Here is a 19,800-nt window from a genome sequence, read left to right on the forward strand (position 1 = left end):
TATGGGTAATAGACTTGCCTCCTTCTTTTTTCTTCGAATTTTTATTTGACTGCAACCATAAATTGGCTTCTAAAAAATTTGTAGAAAAAAGAGGGAAAGCATGGAGTATGTTGAATATGTACAGTGTGTGTTCAAAGAACGAAATTCATTTTGGAGTCAGGAGGTGCCACAGACTTGAGCAACAATGACATCATTGTTAGTTTGGACATCGGTACATCCAAAGTTCGGGCTATTATTGGGGAAATGAATAATGGAACCTTTAATATTATTGGAGTTGGATCTGCCGACTCGGAAGGGATTCGCAAAGGTGCAATAGTAGACATTGATCAAACCGTGCAATCAATCCGTAACGCCGTGGATCACGCAGAGCGCATGGTTGGTATTCAAATAACAGAAGTGTATGTGGGGATTTCAGGCAACCATATTGGTCTGCAAAATAGTCATGGCGTAGTAGCCGTGTCCAACGAGGACCGAGAAATCGGTGAGGAGGACATTGAGCGTGTACTGAAAGCAGCTGAAGTTATTGCCGTACCACCGGAGAGAGAAATCATTGACGTGGTAGCCAAGCAGTATGTCGTGGATGGCCTTGAAGGAATTCAGGACCCACGCGGTATGATCGGAGTTCGTCTCGAAGTAGAGGCTACGATTGTTACTGGAGGCAAGACCCCGATACATAACCTGTTGCGCTGTGTGGAGAAAGCCGGCTTGAGGATCAAAGATCTGGTGCTGCTGCCACTCGGGGCTGGGCAATTGTCTCTTTCAAAGGATGAAAAGGTGATGGGCTCGGTGCTGGTGGATATTGGTGCAGGTTCTACGAATGTTGCTATTTTCCAGGAAGGATCGATTGTTGCCACATCAACACTTCCAATTGGCGGAGAATTTGTAACCAATGATATTGCCTACGGACTGAGGACTCTTACCGATCAAGCCGAAAAAGTAAAGCTCAAATACGGCTGCGCATGGTATGATGATGCGGCAGCCGATGTCGTCTTTAAAGTAACCCGAATCGGCAGTAATGTCGATAAAGAGTTTAACCAGCAGGATTTGGCTGCTATTATTGAGCCTAGAGTGCAGGAAATTTTTCAACTCATTCAGGCGGAGGTTAAGCGCTTGGGTTACACAGAGCTTCCGGGGGGGTATATACTTACCGGAGGCACCGTCTCCATGCCTGGTGTACTTCAGGTGGCACAAAGCGAACTGGCCGCTTCCGTAAGGATCGCCGTACCTGATTTTATCGGTGTAAGGGATCCAGGCTACACGAGCGGAGTTGGCATCTTGCATAATGCCATTCGTTACTATCGTGGAAGATCAACAAGCGTTAGCAGCGGTGGCGGAAGCACCAAGAAGCCAACCAACCGAACCAAAAGCAGCAGTCCTACCGCGGAAGGCGAGCAAAAGCAGGGGTTGATTGAACGCTTAAAAAATATGTTCAGTGAATTTATATAAACGTTCATTGCTAAATATGCCAATCATGGACGGGCCATCCATGCACATTGAGGGGGAGATGGAATAGTATGTTGGAATTTGATTTTGAAATGGAGAGCTTGGCTCAAATTAAAGTGATCGGCGTCGGCGGTGGCGGCAGCAATGCGGTTAACCGGATGATCGAAAATGGTGTTCAAGGTGTAGAGTTCATTACTGTCAATACAGATGCCCAGGCACTTCATTTAGCGAAGTCTGAGCATAAGCTTCAGATTGGCGATAAGCTGACTCGCGGCTTGGGTGCCGGTGCTAACCCGGATGTGGGTAAAAAAGCGGCTGAGGAGTCGCGTGAGCTCATTATGAACACGCTCAAAGGTGCCGATATGGTATTCGTTACGGCGGGTATGGGTGGCGGTACAGGAACCGGAGCGGCTCCTGTCATTGCTGAAATTGCCAAGGAATGCGGTGCGTTGACAGTGGGCGTGGTAACACGACCATTCACGTTTGAAGGGCGTAAGCGCTCCAATCAAGCTGAACTCGGCATTGAGGGATTAAAAGAAAAGGTAGACACCTTGATTGTAATCCCGAATGACCGCCTGCTTGAAATTGTGGACAAGAAAACCCCAATGCTGGAAGCGTTCCGTGAAGCGGACAATGTTCTGCGCCAGGCGGTACAAGGTATTTCGGACCTGATCGCTGTACCGGGTCTGATCAACCTTGATTTTGCTGACGTAAAAACGATCATGACGGAGCGTGGCTCTGCTTTGATGGGAATCGGCGAAGCAACTGGTGAAAATCGTGCGGCTGAAGCAGCACGCAAGGCTATCATGAGCCCGTTGCTGGAGACGTCTATTGAAGGTGCTCGTGGTGTAATTATGAACATCACTGGCGGCGTCAATCTGTCTCTGTACGAGGTCAATGAGGCGGCTGAAATTGTAACCTCGGCTTCCGATCCGGAGGTTAACATGATTTTCGGTGCCATCATTGACGAAGAGTTGAAAGAAGAGATTAAGGTTACCGTCATCGCAACAGGCTTTGAAGGTAAGCCAAGCCAACCGGCACCGGGACGTAGACCGGCAGCTAATCCGGCGGCTTCCGAATCGACGGAAAAAGGCTCTCCTAACTTGCGTCCATTTGGTAATACTCAAAGCAGTGACCAATTGGATATTCCGACATTCTTACGTAACCGTTCACGCAATAATAACGATAACTAGTTTGAAATCAGAGAGCCCGTATTCTCCTTGGAGATGCGGGCTTCTTTGTGTTTTCCCTACCCGCGCTCCCGGAGCTTCTCCTCTTTCCGACAAAATTAGTCGATCGCCGTCCCCACCGTTAGACAGACTTTGAACAGCATGACTACTATACTTAAGCCTATCCTGCAAATGCTGGGCGGGTGAACCCTTGGTTGTTTATATCGATTTGATTTTTTTGACCAATTTGTTCATTGATGCTGTATTGCTGATGGTCACCGCTTGGATGAGAAAAATCCGTCCAGTGTGGTGGCGGCTGTTTTTTTCGGCTGTAATCGGTGCAATGTACGTGGTCATGATGTTTGTGCCAGAGCTGTCCTTTTTATTTACGTTTCTGATCAAATTTGCATTATCGGTCATTATGCTGCTGGTGGCTTTTGGATATGGCAGCATGCAGAAGTATCTTCGTACAATGGGTGCTTTTTACATGATCAATTTTGTAGCTGCAGGCGGAATTTTGGGGATGCATTATTTTCTCCAAAATACGGGGGAATTGTTTAATGGCATCTGGTATACCGCTTCGGGTGGAATGTCCTTTGAGTTGAAAATTGCATTCTGGTTTATTTTATGCGCATTTGTCGGAGTGATGCTTTTCTTTCGTATTGTACAATCCTCAAAGCAGCGTACAGAAAGGATGAGTGGTTTTTTGGGGGAAGTGCAGGTGTGGATCGGGCAGGATTATATTGAGTGTACAGGCTTGCTGGATACAGGCAACCAACTGTATGATCCTTTGACCCGAATCCCGGTCATGGTGATGGAGGCGGCCTTGTGGGAAGGGTATCTGCCCTCCTCCTGGCTCCAAAAATGTGCTGAGGGGAATGTTGATCAGCTGGTGATGGAACTGGGGGACGAATCGTTCAGCTGGCAGGATCGTGTCCGCCTTGTTCCCTATCGAGGGATCAACCGCAGCCATTCCTTTATGCTCGCACTCAAACCCGATCGTGTGGAGGTGATTATGAATGGGGCTCGTTATGTACAGGATCGAGTGCTGATTGGTTTGGATGGGGGGACCTTGTCGGCTGAGGGCCAATACCGTGCGATTATTCACCCGGATGTGACGGCACATGAAGAAGGGCATGCTGATATGAGCCAGAAGGGGGATGCACGTCTTAGCAAGCATTTACCGGCTCAGGATAGTGGGGTACGGGTACAGAATGAGGCCTGATGGAGACGAATGAGAGTTTGCACTATTTTCAAATTCAAAAGGGGGAGAAGGTTATGCGGGAACAGTTGAAATTAAAAATGAAAATCAGGCTAGCCTTGCAATTGCAATATTATCGTATTTTATTTTTGTTTGGCTTAAAAAGTGAAGAAATTTATTATATTGGCGGCAGCGAGGCGCTCCCCCCACCGCTGACGAGAGACGAGGAAGAGTATTTGCTCGGAAAGCTTTCTTCTGGAGAAGCAGCGGTACGATCCATGCTCATCGAACGGAATTTGCGGTTGGTCGTGTATATTGCCCGTAAATTTGAAAATACGGGGATCAACATTGAGGATCTTGTATCCATAGGTGCCATTGGACTGATCAAAGCGGTTAACACCTTTGATCCTGAAAAGAAAATCAAGCTTGCGACTTATGCTTCAAGATGCATTGAAAATGAAATTTTGATGTATTTGCGGCGCAATAGCAAAACGAGAACAGAGGTTTCATTTGACGAGCCCCTGAATATTGATTGGGATGGTAATGAATTATTGCTTTCCGACGTGATGGGAACGGAAAATGATACCATTTACCGTAATATTGAGGAGCAGGTAGACCGCAAATTATTGCATAAGGCGCTGGATAAGTTGACAGATCGAGAGCGTTTAATTATGGAGCTGCGCTTCGGCTTGCAGGACGGAGAAGAGAAGACACAGAAGGATGTTGCTGACCTGCTGGGCATCTCGCAATCGTATATTTCGCGACTGGAAAAACGAATTATAAAGCGCTTACGAAAAGAATTTAACAAAATGGTATAACGTTTGGGTATATCCGGAAGCGATGGAAACGGCGAATAAAAAAACGCCCTCAGGAGATAATGTACATTAATGTTGCTCCTTGGGAGGTAAGACACGATGACCCGAAACAAAGTGGAAATTTGCGGTGTGGATACCGCCAAACTGCCGGTATTAACCAATGCAGAAATGCGTGAGCTGTTCACATCACTTCAGCAAAATAATGAACGATCAGCCAGAGAAAAATTGGTCAATGGCAATCTCCGACTCGTCCTGAGTGTAATTCAGCGGTTCAACAATCGGGGAGAGTTTGTGGATGATTTGTTTCAGGTAGGCTGCATCGGCCTGATGAAGGCGATTGATAATTTTGACCTTTCGCAAAACGTGAAGTTCTCCACTTATGCGGTTCCGATGATTATCGGAGAGATACGCCGTTACTTGCGGGATAACAATCCGATTCGTGTATCGCGTTCGTTACGGGATATTGCATATAAGGCGCTTCAGGTGCGGGATAGTCTGACGAATTTGAACTCGCGCGAACCGACGATTTTTGAAATTTCAGAGGCGCTGAATGTGCCCAAAGAAGACGTTGTGTTTGCATTGGATGCGATTCAGGATCCAGTTTCGCTGTTCGAGCCGATATATCACGACGGGGGCGACCCAATCTATGTGATGGATCAGATCAGTGATGACAGAAACAAAGACGTCTCATGGATTGAGGAGATCGCTCTGCGGGAAGCGATGCATCGCCTGGGCCAGCGTGAAAAGATGATATTGTCCATGCGTTTTTATGAAGGAAAGACGCAAATGGAGGTTGCCGACGAGATCGGCATCTCTCAAGCCCAGGTTTCAAGATTAGAGAAATCGGCTATTCAACAAATGCAAAAGCACGTAAAATCCTAACGAAATGAATGGCCTGAATGACTGCGATAAAAACGATCCTACGTGGATCGTTTTTCCGTTTATTGGACATTTTTTAGGTTCTCCCGCACATATAGTGAAATAAAGGATGTGATGCGTGTGAATGCGCCGGAAACGTCGGTAAGGGCGATGAAAATTTCCGAGTTCCAAACCAAGGATGTCATTAACATTGTAGATGGACGACGACTGGGACAAATCAGCGATTTGGAGATTGATGTACGACTGGGAAAAATTGAAGCCGTTGTGGTTCCGGGTAACAGCCGGTTTATGGGCTGGTTTGGAGGGGGGAACGAATTGGTCATTCCATGGCGAAATATTGTCAAGATCGGTTCGGATGTAGTGCTTGTACGATTGGAAGGACTGGATGAGCCAGTTACAGGGGAGGAAAAGCTGTATATCGAACGCCAGGAGCGGAGTGAACGCCGGGGCTTCTGAGCAGTAGGGTTATGTATTTTAGCTGCTTGTGAAGACACGGCGACAGCTTTTTGGTACACTGGGCAGTAGAGGTGAGACAAATGGAACCGTTTGTAGTGAATACCGTGGCCACGGGGCCTGCATCCATGGAAGATGGCGCACGTCCCGTGCCGGAGTTGTTATATATTCAATCCTGGAAACGGAAGGTTCAGGGCTTGACAGCAGGTTTTACAGGACGTCATGGCGGTGTTAGCGAGGTGTCGTACGACAGTCTGAATTGTGCGTTTCATGTAGGGGATGAACCGGAGAAAGTGATCCGCAACCGACAACTGATTGCAGAGCAGCTTGGCTTTGCTGCTGAAGCATGGACGTGCGGTGAGCAAGTTCATGGCAATCATGTTGCTGTCGTCAAAGCTGCTGACCGCGGACGCGGCTTTAGGGATCGTGCATCTGCTTTCCAGGATACAGACGGACTTTTGACAGATGTGCCGGGTATTTTACTGACATCCTTTTATGCGGACTGTGTACCGTTATACTTTTGTGATCCGGTGCGGCGTGTAATTGGGCTGGCGCATGCGGGCTGGAAGGGAACCGTGGCAGAGATTGCCCTGAAAATGGTGCAAACCATGCAGAACGAATTTGGATCACGTCCATCTGATTTGCTGGCAGCCATTGGCCCTTCCATCGGCCCTGAAGCTTATGAGGTGGATGAGCATGTGATGAGCCAAATCCGGGTTTTAGAGCATGATTGCCCGGGTAATGATGATTGGGAAGGCTCCGTCTATTTCCCGTTAACTGGCGGCAAAACGCTGCTTGACTTGAAACAATGCAATCGACACATTATGATGAAAGCAGGAATATTGCCGAGCCATATCGAATGTACTACCTTATGTACGAGTAGCCGTAGCGATTTGTTTTTTTCATATCGCAAGGAAGGCGGCGTTACAGGGAGAATGGCGAGCTGGATTGGTCTGGAAGAGAGGTGAGTCCTCCCGTGTCTTTGGAGGAACGGATTAAAGAGGTGAACGCCCGTATAGAAGCAGCATGTGCTCGCAGTGGACGCTCACGTGATGAAGTGAATGTGATCGCTGTCACGAAATATATTTCGGCTGCGACAATGGAATCGGTATTGGACGGCGGATTGGAGCATGTAGGCGAAAATCGCTGGCAGGATGCTGCGGATAAATGGAGCAAGCTGGGTGACCGGGGAACGTGGCATTTTATTGGTCATCTGCAAACCAATAAGGTTAAAGATGTGATTGGGAGATTTGAGTTTATTCATTCGCTGGATCGTCTATCACTGGCTCAGGAGTTGGAAAAGAAGGCTGCCGCTTTTGGAGTAAAAGTCAAAGCCTTTGTGCAAGTTAATATCTCTGGGGAAATTTCCAAATACGGTTTGTCCCCTGAGGCGGTCGCTCCCTTCCTGGAACAAATTCGTGAGCTGGAGCATGTGGACGTCATCGGCTTGATGACGATGGCTCCTCATGAGGAAGACCCGGAAAAAACTCGGCCTGTGTTTCGTGGATTGCGCGAATTGCGTGATACGCTAAATGGACAAGCCCTGACAAGAGAGCCTATCGTTCACTTGTCCATGGGGATGTCCAACGATTTTGAGGTAGCGGTTGAGGAAGGAGCGACCTGGCTGCGGCTTGGTTCCGTACTGGTCGGACGAGAGGAGGATTTCCATTGGGCGTAATGAATAAGTTTATGAACTTTCTGGGGCTTCAGGAAGAAGAGGAAGTTATTGAGCGAGAGATTATGAATACGCCGGAAGAGCAAGAAATTGAAACCCCAAGCTTTGATAAACGTAAGAACCAGAAGGGCAATAATGTTGTCAGTATCCATTCACAGAAAAATGTGAAAGTTGTTCTGTATGAGCCGCGATCTTACGATGAAGCACAGGAAATTGCCGACCATATCCGTTCCCATCGTACCGTCGTAGTCAATCTGCAACGAATTCGCAAGGATCAGGCCTTGCGGATTATTGATTTTTTGAGTGGTACCGTGTATGCGCTAAGTGGTGGCATTTCCAAGGTCGGCAACAACATTTTTCTATGTACTCCGGACACGGTTGAAATTCAAGGGTCTATTACGGAGATACTGGCTGACACTGAACAAGAATTTAACAGAATGAGGTGAGTTTTTTGAGCGAAGTCATTTACTGGCTGTTTCAGATTTATTCTTATATGATCATTGCGTACGTGCTGATGTCATGGCTTCCTAATGCCAGAGAGAGTGTGATTGGTGATTTGCTTGCCAAGTGCGTGGAGCCTTATTTGTCTCCTTTTCGCAGGTTCATCCCGCCAATCGGGATGATTGATATTTCACCAATTGTGGCGCTGATTGCTCTGCGTTTTGCGTCGTATGGTTTGATTTCTTTAATTGGCAATTTCGTCTAGGAGGACTCATGCGAACCGAGATTTATGAGCATTTTCACCCGGATGAACGGGATTATGTGGATCGCGCTTCCGAATGGATCAGTTATGCAGGAGCATATCATGAGCAGAAGCTGACTGATTTTTTGGATCCGCGCCAACTGTACATATTGGAGACCCTATCTTCGAAGGAAGATAAGGTCACGATCAGGGTAGATGGCGGCTACGAGGCTTCGGAACGAAAGCGGGCGCTGATTGCGCCCGATTATTCATATTTAGACGATGAGGATATGGGGATTCGGGTTCTTTCGATCAGCTCAGATGATCATAAAATTAGTACACTGGAGCACGGTGATTATTTGGGGGCTATATTGGGACTTGGAATCAAGCGTGGAAAAATCGGTGATATTCATGTGCTGGATGATGGATGTCATGTATTGGTAGCTTCAGAAATCAGTGATTTCATTATGCTGCATTTACAGCAGGTTCATCGTGTCCATGTATGGACAGAACTGCTGCCTTCAGAAAGCCTGCGGACAAAGGAAGCTGAACTGGAGCCGTTGGATTTGACGGTGGCTTCTTTGCGTCTGGACGGTATCGCCAGTGACGTGTACAAGCTGAGCCGAAGCAAAATTCTAACTCCAATCCGGGCCGGACGATGCCGGGTCAATTGGAAAGTGGAAGAGAATCCATCTACTTTACTTAAGGTTGGAGACGTTATTTCTATGCAGGGTTTTGGGCGTTTCAAAGTGCTCGAAACGGACGGGATGACAAAAAAGGGAAGATTCCGTGTCAAAATCGGTAAGTTTGTATAGCTGGAGGCAGGATTCACGAGTTTTATGTCGAAAAAATTAAGCTAAAGGGTAGAGCTGGAACGATTTTGCTCTGTACAGTATTCACAAAACGGGGTATGATGACCGATAGATGATAGTGAGCGTCGTGACGCGGAATATGTATTTTTTGTCAATCTTATAGGAGGTGGACGGCATGCCATTAACGCCATTGGATATACATAATAAGGAATTTGCCCGCCGGCTTCGCGGTTATGATGAGGATCAGGTCAATGAATTTTTGGATCAGGTGATCAAGGATTATGAAGCTGTTATTCGTGAAAATAAAGAGCTGAGCACTGAGTTGCTGAACGTACAGGAGAAGCTTGACCATTTCGCGACGATTGAAGATACGTTGAGCAAGACGATTATCGTGGCGCAGGAAGCGGCAGATGAAGTTCGTAACAACGCCAAGAAAGAATCTCAGCTAATCGTGAAGGAAGCGGAGAAAAATGCCGATCGCATTGTGAATGAGGCATTGGCCAAATCCCGTAAAATCGCGTTGGAGGTTGAGGAACTGAAGAAGCAGGCTTCGATTTACCGGGCGCGTTTTCGGACTCTGGTGGAAGCGCAGCTTGACCTGTTAAGTCAGGACGGGTGGGAAGCGCTTGAAAACCGGGAACGTGAAGTGCTGGAGCGCGAGCGTGAAATGAAGGAAATTTATTAATAGTCATTTCTGACAGCGCTTATTAGGCATTGTCAGGGTTGACTTTTATCTGTAAACAGGCTATAACTGTAAATACTATACTGAATATCAACCGCTATCCGTGTATCGGTTAAGGGTTGTTATTCAAGTCAGCGGGGATACTGCTGATTCAATACACCGATGAATTTAACATGTGTAATTCGTTGATGGGAACGAGTACGTCATGATTTGTTCCTCAGAGAGTTGGCCACTTGGTGCAAGCCAACGTTCAGAACATGACCGAAGATCCTCCCGGAGAAGTGAGCTGAAGCGCTTGATTTTTACGGCGTGTGTAAGCAATCATCGTTTGCCATACGTTATAATGGCGCCCTGCTGTAGTTGAGTAGGGCTCAGAGAGCCGTGACAGTACCGTTCTTATGGAAGGGTCTGTTTATGGAATCAGGGTGGTAACGCGAGCACAGTCTCGTCCCTTTACAGGGGCGGGGCTTTTTTTGTTGCTTTTTTTTGGGAAACGCTACAACAATCAAAATGATGAGCAAAGAAGGAGAATGACATGATGAACAGAGTGGATGTAAAAGAAAAGGCACGGTCCCGCGACCTGCGCATCCTGAACAAATGGAAAGAGGAGAACACATTCCGTAAATCCATCACCAATCGTGAGGGTAAGCCGAACTTTGTGTTTTATGAAGGTCCACCTACTGCCAACGGCAAGCCGCATATCGGTCACGTGCTGGGTCGTGTAATTAAGGATTTTGTGGGCCGCTACCAAACAATGAAGGGATACCGGGTCGTACGCAAGGCGGGTTGGGACACACATGGCTTGCCGGTAGAACTGGGTGTGCAAAAGCAACTGGGCATTTCCCACAAGCCTGAAATTGAAGAATACGGCGTTGAAAAGTTTATTAAAAAATGTAAGGCAAGCGTGTTTGAGTACGAGCAGCAATGGCGTGATCTGACCGAAGCGATCGGATACTGGACAGACCTCGATCACCCGTATATTACGCTGGATAATAACTATATCGAGAGTGTATGGAATATTTTGGCAACCATTCATGAAAAAGGACTGCTGTATCGTGGTCATCGTGTGAGTCCGTATTGCCCGGATTGTCAGACAACGCTGAGCTCTCATGAAGTGGCACAGGGCTATAAAGATGTAAAGGACCTGAGCGCCACAGCCAAATTCAAGCTTCATAGCAGCGGTGAATACGTACTGGCCTGGACGACAACACCTTGGACCTTGCCGAGCCACGTGGCACTTGCCGTCAATCCTGATCTGGAATATGCCCGTGTGAAGCAGGAGGACGGTGTATACATCGTTGCTAAAAATTTGGTTGAGGACGTCATTAAAGGCGATCATGAAGTGCTTGGCACGCTGTCCGGTTCAGAACTGGTTGGTCAAACTTATACCCCGCCATTTACGTATTTCCAGGTCGAGAAGGGTAATCAGATTCTGGGGGCGAAATTCGTAACAGACTCCAGCGGTACAGGTATCGTTCATATGGCTCCGGCGCATGGTGAGGATGATTACCGGGTATGCCGCGAAAATGGCGTTGGATTCATCAATGTGGTGGATCTCCAAGGTAACTATGTTAAGGAAATTACGGACTTTGCAGGCCGTTTTGTAAAAGACTGTGATGTGGATATTGTTAAAATGCTGTCTGAAAAGGGCTTGCTGTACAGTAAAGAAAAATACGAGCACAGCTATCCGTTCTGCTGGCGTTGTGATACTCCACTGCTGTATTACGCAATGGATAGCTGGTTTATCAAAACAACCGCAATTAAGGATCAATTAATTGCCAACAACAGTGAAGTTGAATGGTATCCGGGCCATGTGCGCGAAGGACGCTTCGGCAAGTTTTTGGAGGAGCTGGTGGATTGGAATATCAGCCGTGACCGTTATTGGGGTACACCGCTGAACATCTGGGTGTGTGAGGAGACTGGGGAACAGTTCGCACCGCACAGTATTGCTGAATTGCGGGAACGTGCGATTGGCGACGTACCAGCGGACATTGAGCTGCACAAGCCATATGTGGATGACATTAAGGTGCGCAGCAAATGCGGCAAGTACGAAATGATCCGTACACCGGAAGTGATCGACGTATGGTTCGATAGCGGCTCCATGCCATTTGCACAACATCATTATCCATTTGAAAATAATGAAACGTTCGAGCAGCAATTCCCGGCTGATATGATTTGTGAGGGGATTGACCAGACACGTGGCTGGTTCTACAGCCTGCTTGCGGTTTCGACGATGCTGACTGGCAAAGCTCCTTACAAAGCAGTAATGGCAACAGGCCACGTACTGGATGAGCAGGGTCAAAAAATGTCCAAATCCAAGGGCAATGTCATTGATCCATGGGAGGTCATTGACGAGTACGGTACAGATGCTTTCCGCTGGGCATTGCTGTCAGACAGTGCGCCATGGAATAGCAAACGTTTTTCCAAAGGCATTGTAGGCGAAGCCAAATCGAAGCTGGTAGATACACTTGTAAATACACACGCTTTTCTGACCTTGTATGCAGATATCGACGGTTTTGATCCGGCGCAGCATCCGTTTAAGCCGTCGGCCCATAAGCTGGATCGTTGGATTTTGTCCCGTCTGAACAGCCTGATTTTGATTGTGGACAAAGCACTGTCTGTAAATGATTTCCTGAATTCTTCCAAAGCGATTGAATCGTTCGTAGATGAGCTGAGTAACTGGTATATCCGTCGTTCGCGCGATCGCTTCTGGGGCAACGGCCTTACAGAGGATAAGCTGGATGCGTACCGCACACTGACTGAGGTGCTGTTGACGACAGCGAAGCTGCTTGCACCGTTCACACCGCTGCTTTCAGAGGATATTTACCTCAATCTGAGCAACGGCGAAAGTGTTCATCTGGATGATTATCCAGCTGCCAATGAATCCCTGATTGATCTGGAATTGGAGCGCGATATGGAAACGGCACGTCGTGTAGTAGAATTGGCGCGTAATGTCCGCAACGAAACGGGATTAAAAACGCGTCAGCCGCTGTCCGAGCTGATTTTGTCGATGGATCAGGATTTTGAACTGAGCGGCTATGAGGAAATCATCAAAGATGAGATCAATGTGAAGCATATTCATGTGGAGACGGACGATAGCGGCTTTGTAGATTTTACACTGAAGCTGAATTTGAAGGTAGCGGGTAAGAAATACGGCAAAAATGTCGGCTTCCTGCAAAACTTTTTCAAAGGCATGTCTGCTGAGGATACCCGTTCGGTTGTAGAAAAAGGAGTACTGAACGTGACTTCTCCAGAGGGAGAAGAGCTGCAGGTTACGGCCGAGGAATTGCTGGTGGAGAAAAAAGCGAAAGAAGGCTTTGCATCTGCTTCCGGCTATGGCTTAACCGTAGCGTTGAACACGGACATTACGCCTGAGCTGGAACAGGAAGGCTGGGTACGTGAAGTGGTCCGCGCGGTGCAGGATTACCGTAAAAAGCTGGATTTGCCGATTGAAAAGTACGTGGCACTGACGCTGGATGTAGATAACGAGCTGCGTCAGGCGATCGAAAGCTTCGATTCTGTACTGCGTGAAAACGTACTGGTCACCACCGTGACATTCGGTCAAGCCGAGCCGGCAGAGCATGTAGAAGTGAACGGTAAAACGATCAGCGTTCATATTGGGGAATAATTACAAGCCCCCTGTCCCATAATACAAGAACAGGCAGCGTATAAAAACGAGCCTAAGCATCGAAAACGGATCTTCTCCGTTACGTGCTTCGGCTCGTTTGCTGCGTTCAGGGCAGCCATTGAAAAAGGGGGATTGTGCAGATGACGGCACGATCAAGGCGTAGACAGGGGATCAGTCGCCAAAAAATAAACGAGGGAGAAGCTGCCATAGCTGCAGATAAAAGTGCAACAGGTAATCAGGCAGAGAAGCTAAATCGTGTAGAAAAGCTGATACATGCTGTTTCAAAGCAGATGGAACGGACACGTATTGCCGATTACGCTCTGCTGCTGAATAAGCCTTGGCGATTACTCTGGCTGAATTTAATATCAGGTATATCCCGGGGTGTCGGCATCGCCCTAGGATTTACTTTTTTTGCGGCCACCATTATTTATGTGCTGCAAGTACTGGGGGCGCTCAATTTACCAATTATCGGTGATTATATTGCCGATATTGTACGGATTGTACAGCGACAGCTGGAGCTTACTACCTACTAGGTTACAGTTCTTTTGTTTTAATCTAAGTTTATGCTTCGTCTTCGTCCGTCATATCTGGCTCCAGCAGACCTTCACCCTCGCCATTTTCTAAATAACGCTGATAAATGGAGCTGCGAATAACAGATACATTTTTTCCATAAATGTCAGTGGCGATAAAGCTTTCGTATGGCTCTACGAAACCCATATTGTCATCGTTGGCTTCAATCTCCATATCATCATAACGATGGATTTCTCTACTTTCGGCCATGGCTGGGGTATTCGAGGTTCCCCAATTTTCAACGATTTGCCAGGCATCTTCACCGTCAAAGCCGTTTTGATCTTCACGTTCATCCAGACTTGTTCTGCCGAATGCGGGGGCCAGAAATTCCTCCTCGACTGGACGGCGCTTGGACACCTCTGTTTCGGGGTTATGCTCTTTGCAGTAAATCGTATAGGGAACGGCCAGCAGGCGTTCATAAGGAATGGGTTTGCCACAGGCGGCACAAATGCCGTACGTACCCTTTTCCATTGCCATCATGGCTGATTCGATACGTTCCAATTGGAATTCATCATGTTCCAGCAAGGAAATGTCCTTGGCTCGCTCGTATGTTTCGGTTGCCAGATCGCCCGGATGATTGTCAATCGGGGATAGCTCGCCTGTTTGATCCCGTTGCGAATCGCCGAGTCCGTAATGTTCATTGCCTTGCAAACGATGCTCAATCTCTTTCTTGCGTTGCAGCAGTTCGTTACGCAATCCCTGCAATTGTTGCTCCGTCAATGGGGACATGGAATCCTCTCCTTGTTTTAGGTTAACATGCGTGTGCATTGTCTCGGGGTATGCTCCTTGTAGTTTGCACCGGGAAGACCTCTTTTACAGTAGGAAATTCTGCTCAAAAACTGTACTTGCGAGCTCATGGGACTCGTGGACGATCTGAGAAGGCTTATGCTACAATAAATGGGTTCGACAACGGATATAAGCAGATCGGAGTGACGAAGGACTGTGATTTATTTTGGTATTGCGCTAATTATTTTTTTGATTGACCAGGGAGTCAAATATTTGGTGGCTACGCGGATGGAATTGTACGAGCAAATACCGGTAATCGGCAATTTCTTTTTAATCACGTCCCATCGTAATCGTGGAGCCGCTTTTGGGATTTTGGAAGGTCAACGTTGGCTTTTTATCGTGATTACCATTGTAGTGGTGATCGGCATCGTATGGTACATGCGAAAAACGGTGAAGGCGGGTCAGAAATTGCTTCCCGTAGCACTAAGCTTGGTGCTTGGAGGCGCAGTCGGTAACTTTTTGGATCGGGCTATTTCAGGAGAAGTGGTCGATTTCGCGCAATTCAATTTTGGAAGTTATACGTTTCCGATCTTTAATGTGGCGGATTCGGCGATTGTCATCGGTGTAGCCCTGATTATTTTGGATACACTGCTGGAGTCGCGTCGGAATAAAGAAAATGGCAATGATAGCATTGAAGGGAAGTCGTAGCATGAAAGAAACGAATGAAAGCAGTGAATCCACAGGTCTGTCTTATGAGGAAGAGCTGGAGAGTGAATCATTAGAATGGACAGCGGAAGCCGGTGATGCCAAAACGCGTATAGACAAATATATCGCCGAAAAAATGGAGGATGTGTCCCGTTCCCAGATACAGCTGTGGATCGGAAACGGTCGGGTGCTGGTCAATGGCTCCGCAATCAAAGCCAATTACAAGCTGGCTGAAGGAGATCGTATTGAATTATCCGTACCGGAGCCGGAGAGTGTCGATATTGTACCGGAAAATATTCCGTTAGATGTTGTCTACGAGGATTCGGACGTGATTGTCATTAACAAGCAGCGCGGTCTGGTCGTGCATCCTGCACCGGGACATACTTCAGGAACACTGGTCAATGCGCTGATGTATCACTGTCATGATCTTTCAGGCATTAACGGAGAATTGCGTCCCGGGATCGTTCACCGCATTGATAAAGATACATCAGGACTGATCATGGCGGCCAAAAATGATCAGGCTCATGCTTCGCTGGCAGCACAGCTGAAGGAACACAGTGTCACACGTAAATATATAGCGTTGGTGCACGGCCATTTGAGCCACGATCAGGGAACGGTTGATGCTCCTATAGGCCGTGATTCAGGTGATCGTAAATTGTTCACCGTGACGGAACGCAACAGCAAGCATGCAGTCACCCATTTTCTCGTCATTGAGCGTTTGGGGGATTACACCCTGCTGGAGCTTCAATTGGAGACAGGGCGCACACATCAAATTCGGGTACACATGAAGTTTATTGGGCATCCTTTGGTTGGTGACCCCATGTACGGGCGTAATAAAGGGATTCGCATGAATGGCCAGGCACTGCATGCAGCGGTATTGGGCTTCAAGCATCCAGCCACTGGCGAGTATATGGAGTTCAGCAGACCGATTCCTCCCGATATGGAAGATGTATTGGCGTCTTTACGCAGTCGCTAAAAACAACGAAGGTCTGTATTCGTATTCAAAAACCTGAATAAATTATTAAATACAACCGCCTATTTGGCGGTTTTTTTATTGTTTGGGCAAGGTATGGGTAAAAACAACTATGGATAATTATACAATGAAGTTGTATAATTATTAGAGTGCTTCCGGTGGTTCCGGTTGAACAGGTGTTGACACGTGATTTTCAATCTGTCATACTTCTTGTAGTTGCGATGAACTTTGTCCAAGAGATGGGTCACCATCTCATACTATGAGAAGCTGGATAAAGGAAATCCTGAATAGCACCTTTAAATCAGTCCCGTGAGGCTGGCAAGGTAACGTGAATGGATCACTGATCAGTGCATCCGCTGCGGCGGCATGTCTTCAGTGTGTCCGAGAGATCGGAGAACGGTGGAAGACTGTTCATACGAGACTCCTTGCCAAACTTGGGCAAGGAGTCTTTTTTGTATCCGAACACGGGACCAGGTCTGAAGGGAACATCACCTGAGGAGGCTGGGAGCATGAGTAATGAAACATATGTACTGATGGATGAAATTGCGATTCGTCGGGCTTTAACACGGATTGCACATGAAATTTTGGAGAAAAACAAAGGTATTGATGATTGTGTACTCGTAGGAATTCGAACACGCGGGGTTCATTTGGCGCAGCGCTTGGCTGAGAAAATTGCCGAAATCGAAGGTGCACCGATCCCATGGGGAGAGCTGGATGTCACAGCCTACCGCGATGACCGGAGCAGCGTTGGCGAAGCCAAAGGAAATGGAAATGAGCTTTTGATGAATCCTGCTGACGTATCGGTTCATGATAAGAAAGTCATTCTCTTTGACGATGTGCTGTACACAGGCCGCACCATTCGCGCGGCGATGGATGCATTGATGGACTGCGGACGACCACAAATGATTCAGCTGGCAGTGCTGGCGGATCGCGGACACCGTGAGCTTCCGATTCGTCCGGATTACATCGGCAAGAACATCCCGACTTCCAAATCCGAGGAAATCGTAGTTTCGCTTCAGGAGACGGACGGCAAGGACGAAGTGACGATCAATCAGAACCGGGGGGAACAGGAATGATCACAACAGCCAGTCAACTTAGAGAACGCAGCCTGCTCGGATTAAAGGAAATGAGCCGCAATGAAATCGAGTCCATTCTGGATCGCGCTCATTATTGGGAATCACAGCAGGAAAAGCTGATTCCAGTACTGCAATCACGCTTCGCGGCCAATATGTTTTTTGAAAACAGTACACGCACTCGCTTTTCTTTTGAAATGGCAGAAAAGCGGCTGGGCGCTCAGGTTCTGAACTTCTCTGCTGCGGCTTCCAGCGTGGAAAAAGGGGAGTCCATTTACGATACAGTACGCACGCTCGAATCCATGGGCATTGATGCTGGAGTCATCCGGTTAAAGCCAGCTGGGGTGCTGCAAGAGCTTGCTGAGAAAGTGAATGTGCCGCTGGTTAATGCCGGGGACGGCAACAATGAGCATCCGACGCAGGCTCTGCTGGACCTGTACACTATGCGTAAAGCTTTCGGTGAGCTGAAAGGCTTGAGCGTATCCATCATTGGAGACATTCTGCACAGCCGTGTGGCTCGTTCGAATCTGTGGGCCTTGCAGAAATTTGGAGCCAAGGTCAGCTTCTGCGCGCCGGATAATATGCAGGCATCTGATCTTGCGGCGTACGCGCCTTATGTATCGATGCAGGAAGCATTGCAGGCGGACGTGGTCATGATGCTTCGGGTACAGCTCGAACGGCATGCCGAAGGTATGCTGCGCTCAGCGGATGAGTACCGAGAGCAGTATGGTTTGACAGCGGAGAGAGCAGCGAGTCTCAAGCCCGGAACGATCATTATGCATCCGGCTCCAGTCAATCGGAATGTGGAGATCGACAGTGCAGTTGTGGAAAGTGAGCAATCACGGATTTTCCCACAAATGGCAAACGGGGTTCCGATCCGCATGGCGGTTATGGAACGGGCAATGAAGCTGTAGAAGCTGTCAGCAGCATCGTAGGAAAAGTCGTACAAAACCTGAGCGGAGGAACATTTCACATGAAACAATTAATTATGAATGCAAGCGTATTGAATGAGCAGGGCGAGGCTGAACTGAAATCCATTCTAATTGCCGACGGAAAAATTGCGGCTATCGTAAATGAGGGCTCCGGACTGAGTGTTTTGATACCCGAGGGAGCATCCGAAAAAGAACGCCACATCGAAAAAATCGACGCCCAGGGCAAGCTGGTCATCCCCGGTTTAATCGACATGCATGTGCATCTGAGAGAACCCGGCTTTGAATATAAAGAAACGATTGCAACTGGTAGTCGCGCAGCGGTCAAAGGCGGTTTTACGACGATTGCCTGTATGCCGAACACACGCCCGGTAACGGACAATGTGGACACAGTTCAGTTGGTACTGAAAAAGGGGGAGGAAGCCGGGCTTGCCAAGGTCCTCCCTTACGCTGCCATTACGAAAAATGAGCTGGGACGCGAGCTGACGGATTTTGAAGCACTCAAGGCGGCAGGCGCCATCGGCTTTACTGACGACGGTGTAGGGGTACAGAGTGCGCAAATGATGAAGGATGCCATGGCACGGGCCAAAGCGTTGGATATGCCGGTTATTGCGCACTGCGAGGATAACACGCTTGTTGAAGGAGCAGCGGTGACGGACGGTGAGTTTGCCAAGCGTCACGGGCTTAAAGGCATTCCGAACGAATCCGAGGCGATTCACGTTGGACGGGATATTCTACTATCTGAGGCAACCGGGGCACACTATCATGTATGTCATGTCAGCACAGAGCAGTCGGTGCGATTGATTCGCCATGCGAAGTCTTTTGGCATCAAAGTGACTGCTGAGGTATGCCCGCACCACTTGGTATTGTCGGATGAGGACATTCCTGGGCTGGATGCAAACTGGAAAATGAATCCTCCGTTGCGCTCTCCGCGTGATGTACAGGCATGTATCGAAGGACTGGAGGACGGTACGATTGACATTATCGTAACCGACCATGCGGCACACAGCGAGGAAGAGAAGGCAAAGGGGATGGAACTGGCGCCATTCGGCATTGTCGGATTTGAGACAGCTTTTCCGCTGCTATACACGAAATTTGTAGCTACCGGACACTGGACACTGGACTTTCTGGTACGCCGTATGACGGCTGACCCGGCGCGTGTCTTCCGCCTCAACACGGGACGCTTGGAGGAAGGAGCACCCGCCGACCTGACCATGATTGATCTGGAGCAGGAGCAGGCAGTTGATCCGCAAACGTTTGCCAGCAAAGGTCGCAATACTCCTTTTACAGGCTGGAAGCTCAAGGGCTGGCCCGTAAAAACCTGGGTAGACGGCAAGCTGGTTTGGTCTGCAGATCAGACCAACTAAAAATACAAATCATTCGAA

20 protein-coding genes and 1 other annotated feature are annotated in these 19,800 nt (G+C 48.1%); of the genes, 19 read left to right on the forward strand and 1 reads right to left on the reverse strand.

What is annotated here, in order from left to right; translation table 11 throughout:
- Window positions 1-174: 174 nt before the first annotated feature.
- From ftsA to BAZ21_RS15130, 14 genes are all read left to right on the forward strand, one after another.
- Window positions 175-1,446, forward strand: a complete 1,272-nt coding sequence (gene ftsA / locus BAZ21_RS15065) for a cell division protein FtsA (protein WP_068502185.1) — start codon at window positions 175-177, stop codon at window positions 1,444-1,446.
- Between the two features lie 68 nt (window positions 1,447-1,514).
- Window positions 1,515-2,636, forward strand: a complete 1,122-nt coding sequence (gene ftsZ, locus BAZ21_RS15070; RefSeq protein WP_068502188.1) for a cell division protein FtsZ — start codon at window positions 1,515-1,517, stop codon at window positions 2,634-2,636.
- 187 nt (window positions 2,637-2,823) lie between these two features.
- Entirely contained in the window at window positions 2,824-3,837 is a 1,014-nt protein-coding gene (spoIIGA, locus tag BAZ21_RS15075; protein ID WP_068502190.1) for a sigma-E processing peptidase SpoIIGA, read from the forward strand.
- Between the two features lie 53 nt (window positions 3,838-3,890).
- On the forward strand, window positions 3,891-4,631 hold the full coding sequence (gene sigE, locus BAZ21_RS15080) for an RNA polymerase sporulation sigma factor SigE (RefSeq protein WP_068502347.1): 741 nt from the start codon (window positions 3,891-3,893) through the stop codon (window positions 4,629-4,631).
- A 96-nt stretch (window positions 4,632-4,727) separates the two neighbouring features.
- The gene (gene sigG, locus BAZ21_RS15085) at window positions 4,728-5,510 is read left to right on the forward strand and encodes an RNA polymerase sporulation sigma factor SigG (RefSeq protein ID WP_007431182.1); all 783 of its coding nucleotides are present in this window, start codon (window positions 4,728-4,730) and stop codon (window positions 5,508-5,510) included.
- 111 nt (window positions 5,511-5,621) lie between these two features.
- Window positions 5,622-5,963, forward strand: coding sequence for a YlmC/YmxH family sporulation protein (locus BAZ21_RS15090; protein WP_176718155.1), 342 nt, complete (start codon window positions 5,622-5,624; stop codon window positions 5,961-5,963).
- Between the two features lie 80 nt (window positions 5,964-6,043).
- Entirely contained in the window at window positions 6,044-6,928 is an 885-nt protein-coding gene (gene pgeF, locus BAZ21_RS15095; RefSeq protein ID WP_068502196.1) for a peptidoglycan editing factor PgeF, read from the forward strand.
- An 8-nt stretch (window positions 6,929-6,936) separates the two neighbouring features.
- The gene (locus BAZ21_RS15100; RefSeq protein WP_068502199.1) at window positions 6,937-7,638 is read left to right on the forward strand and encodes a YggS family pyridoxal phosphate-dependent enzyme; all 702 of its coding nucleotides are present in this window, start codon (window positions 6,937-6,939) and stop codon (window positions 7,636-7,638) included.
- Window positions 7,629-8,081 carry a cell division protein SepF gene (locus BAZ21_RS15105; protein WP_010345429.1) on the forward strand — a complete coding sequence of 151 codons (453 nt, stop codon included), beginning with the start codon at window positions 7,629-7,631 and terminating at the stop codon, window positions 8,079-8,081. Before BAZ21_RS15100 ends, BAZ21_RS15105 begins: the two co-directional genes overlap by 10 nt.
- Window positions 8,082-8,086: 5 nt before the next feature.
- Window positions 8,087-8,341, forward strand: a complete 255-nt coding sequence (locus tag BAZ21_RS15110) for a YggT family protein (protein ID WP_068502202.1) — start codon at window positions 8,087-8,089, stop codon at window positions 8,339-8,341.
- An 8-nt stretch (window positions 8,342-8,349) separates the two neighbouring features.
- Window positions 8,350-9,132, forward strand: a complete 783-nt coding sequence (locus BAZ21_RS15115) for a YlmH family RNA-binding protein (RefSeq protein WP_068502205.1) — start codon at window positions 8,350-8,352, stop codon at window positions 9,130-9,132.
- 172 nt (window positions 9,133-9,304) lie between these two features.
- Entirely contained in the window at window positions 9,305-9,814 is a 510-nt protein-coding gene (locus BAZ21_RS15120; protein WP_007431174.1) for a DivIVA domain-containing protein, read from the forward strand.
- Window positions 9,815-9,987: 173 nt separating this feature from the next.
- Window positions 9,988-10,267 (forward strand) — a binding site (T-box leader).
- 82 nt (window positions 10,268-10,349) lie between these two features.
- On the forward strand, window positions 10,350-13,439 hold the full coding sequence (gene ileS / locus BAZ21_RS15125; protein WP_068502209.1) for an isoleucine--tRNA ligase: 3,090 nt from the start codon (window positions 10,350-10,352) through the stop codon (window positions 13,437-13,439).
- A gap of 140 nt (window positions 13,440-13,579) precedes the next feature.
- Window positions 13,580-13,972 carry a DUF5665 domain-containing protein gene (locus BAZ21_RS15130; protein ID WP_068502211.1) on the forward strand — a complete coding sequence of 131 codons (393 nt, stop codon included), beginning with the start codon at window positions 13,580-13,582 and terminating at the stop codon, window positions 13,970-13,972.
- Window positions 13,973-14,000: 28 nt separating this feature from the next.
- Here BAZ21_RS15130 and BAZ21_RS15135 read toward each other — a convergent pair whose 3' ends face one another.
- A complete protein-coding gene (locus BAZ21_RS15135) occupies window positions 14,001-14,738 on the reverse strand; it encodes a TraR/DksA C4-type zinc finger protein (RefSeq protein ID WP_068502214.1) in 738 nt (245 codons plus the stop codon).
- A gap of 213 nt (window positions 14,739-14,951) precedes the next feature.
- Here BAZ21_RS15135 and lspA point away from each other — a divergent pair, with 213 nt between their 5' ends.
- The 5 genes from lspA to BAZ21_RS15160 all read left to right on the forward strand — a co-directional run bounded on the left by lspA (window position 14,952) and on the right by BAZ21_RS15160 (window position 19,782).
- Entirely contained in the window at window positions 14,952-15,443 is a 492-nt protein-coding gene (lspA, locus tag BAZ21_RS15140) for a signal peptidase II (protein ID WP_068502216.1), read from the forward strand.
- 1 nt (window position 15,444) lies between these two features.
- A complete protein-coding gene (locus BAZ21_RS15145; RefSeq protein ID WP_068502219.1) occupies window positions 15,445-16,416 on the forward strand; it encodes an RluA family pseudouridine synthase in 972 nt (323 codons plus the stop codon).
- Window positions 16,417-16,922: 506 nt separating this feature from the next.
- Entirely contained in the window at window positions 16,923-17,489 is a 567-nt protein-coding gene (gene pyrR / locus BAZ21_RS15150) for a bifunctional pyr operon transcriptional regulator/uracil phosphoribosyltransferase PyrR (protein ID WP_068502223.1), read from the forward strand.
- Entirely contained in the window at window positions 17,486-18,400 is a 915-nt protein-coding gene (locus BAZ21_RS15155) for an aspartate carbamoyltransferase catalytic subunit (protein ID WP_068502226.1), read from the forward strand. The genes pyrR and BAZ21_RS15155 overlap by 4 nt, the downstream gene beginning before the upstream one ends.
- Window positions 18,401-18,459: 59 nt before the next feature.
- Complete coding sequence (locus BAZ21_RS15160) at window positions 18,460-19,782, forward strand: dihydroorotase (RefSeq protein ID WP_068502229.1); 1,323 nt, start codon at window positions 18,460-18,462, stop codon at window positions 19,780-19,782.
- Window positions 19,783-19,800: the final 18 nt, after the last annotated feature.

Source organism: Paenibacillus kribbensis, from assembly GCF_001705305.1.
GTDB classification, from domain to species: domain Bacteria; phylum Bacillota; class Bacilli; order Paenibacillales; family Paenibacillaceae; genus Paenibacillus; species Paenibacillus kribbensis_B.